Origin of the sequence: Vibrio sp. 10N.261.51.A4 (assembly GCF_041471945.1) — a bacterium.
GTDB classification, from domain to species: Bacteria; Pseudomonadota; Gammaproteobacteria; order Enterobacterales; family Vibrionaceae; genus Vibrio; species Vibrio crassostreae_C.
Genome location: NZ_JBFRPJ010000121.1, coordinates 1 through 224 on the forward strand (window position 1 = coordinate 1; position 224 = coordinate 224).

Annotated in this window: 2 tRNA genes; both read left to right on the plus strand. The window is 53.1% G+C overall.

Annotation, left to right across the window (positions count from 1 at the left end):
- Window positions 1–49 precede the first annotated feature (49 nt).
- Window positions 50–126, plus strand: a tRNA-Ile gene (locus tag AB4384_RS22560).
- Window positions 127–140: 14 nt separating this feature from the next.
- Window positions 141–216: transfer RNA gene (locus AB4384_RS22565), tRNA-Ala, on the plus strand.
- Window positions 217–224: the final 8 nt, after the last annotated feature.

Here is a 224-nt window from a genome sequence, read left to right on the forward strand (position 1 = left end):
GAGTACCCACACAGATTGATTAGGTTTAGAAAAGTTAAGAGACGATATTGGGTCTGTAGCTCAGCTGGTTAGAGCGCTCGCCTGATAAGCGGGAGGTCGGTGGTTCAAGTCCACTCAGACCCACCAATATCGACCTAGATGGGGCTATAGCTCAGCTGGGAGAGCGCCTGCCTTGCACGCAGGAGGTCTGCGGTTCGATCCCGCATAGCTCCACCATCTTTAAG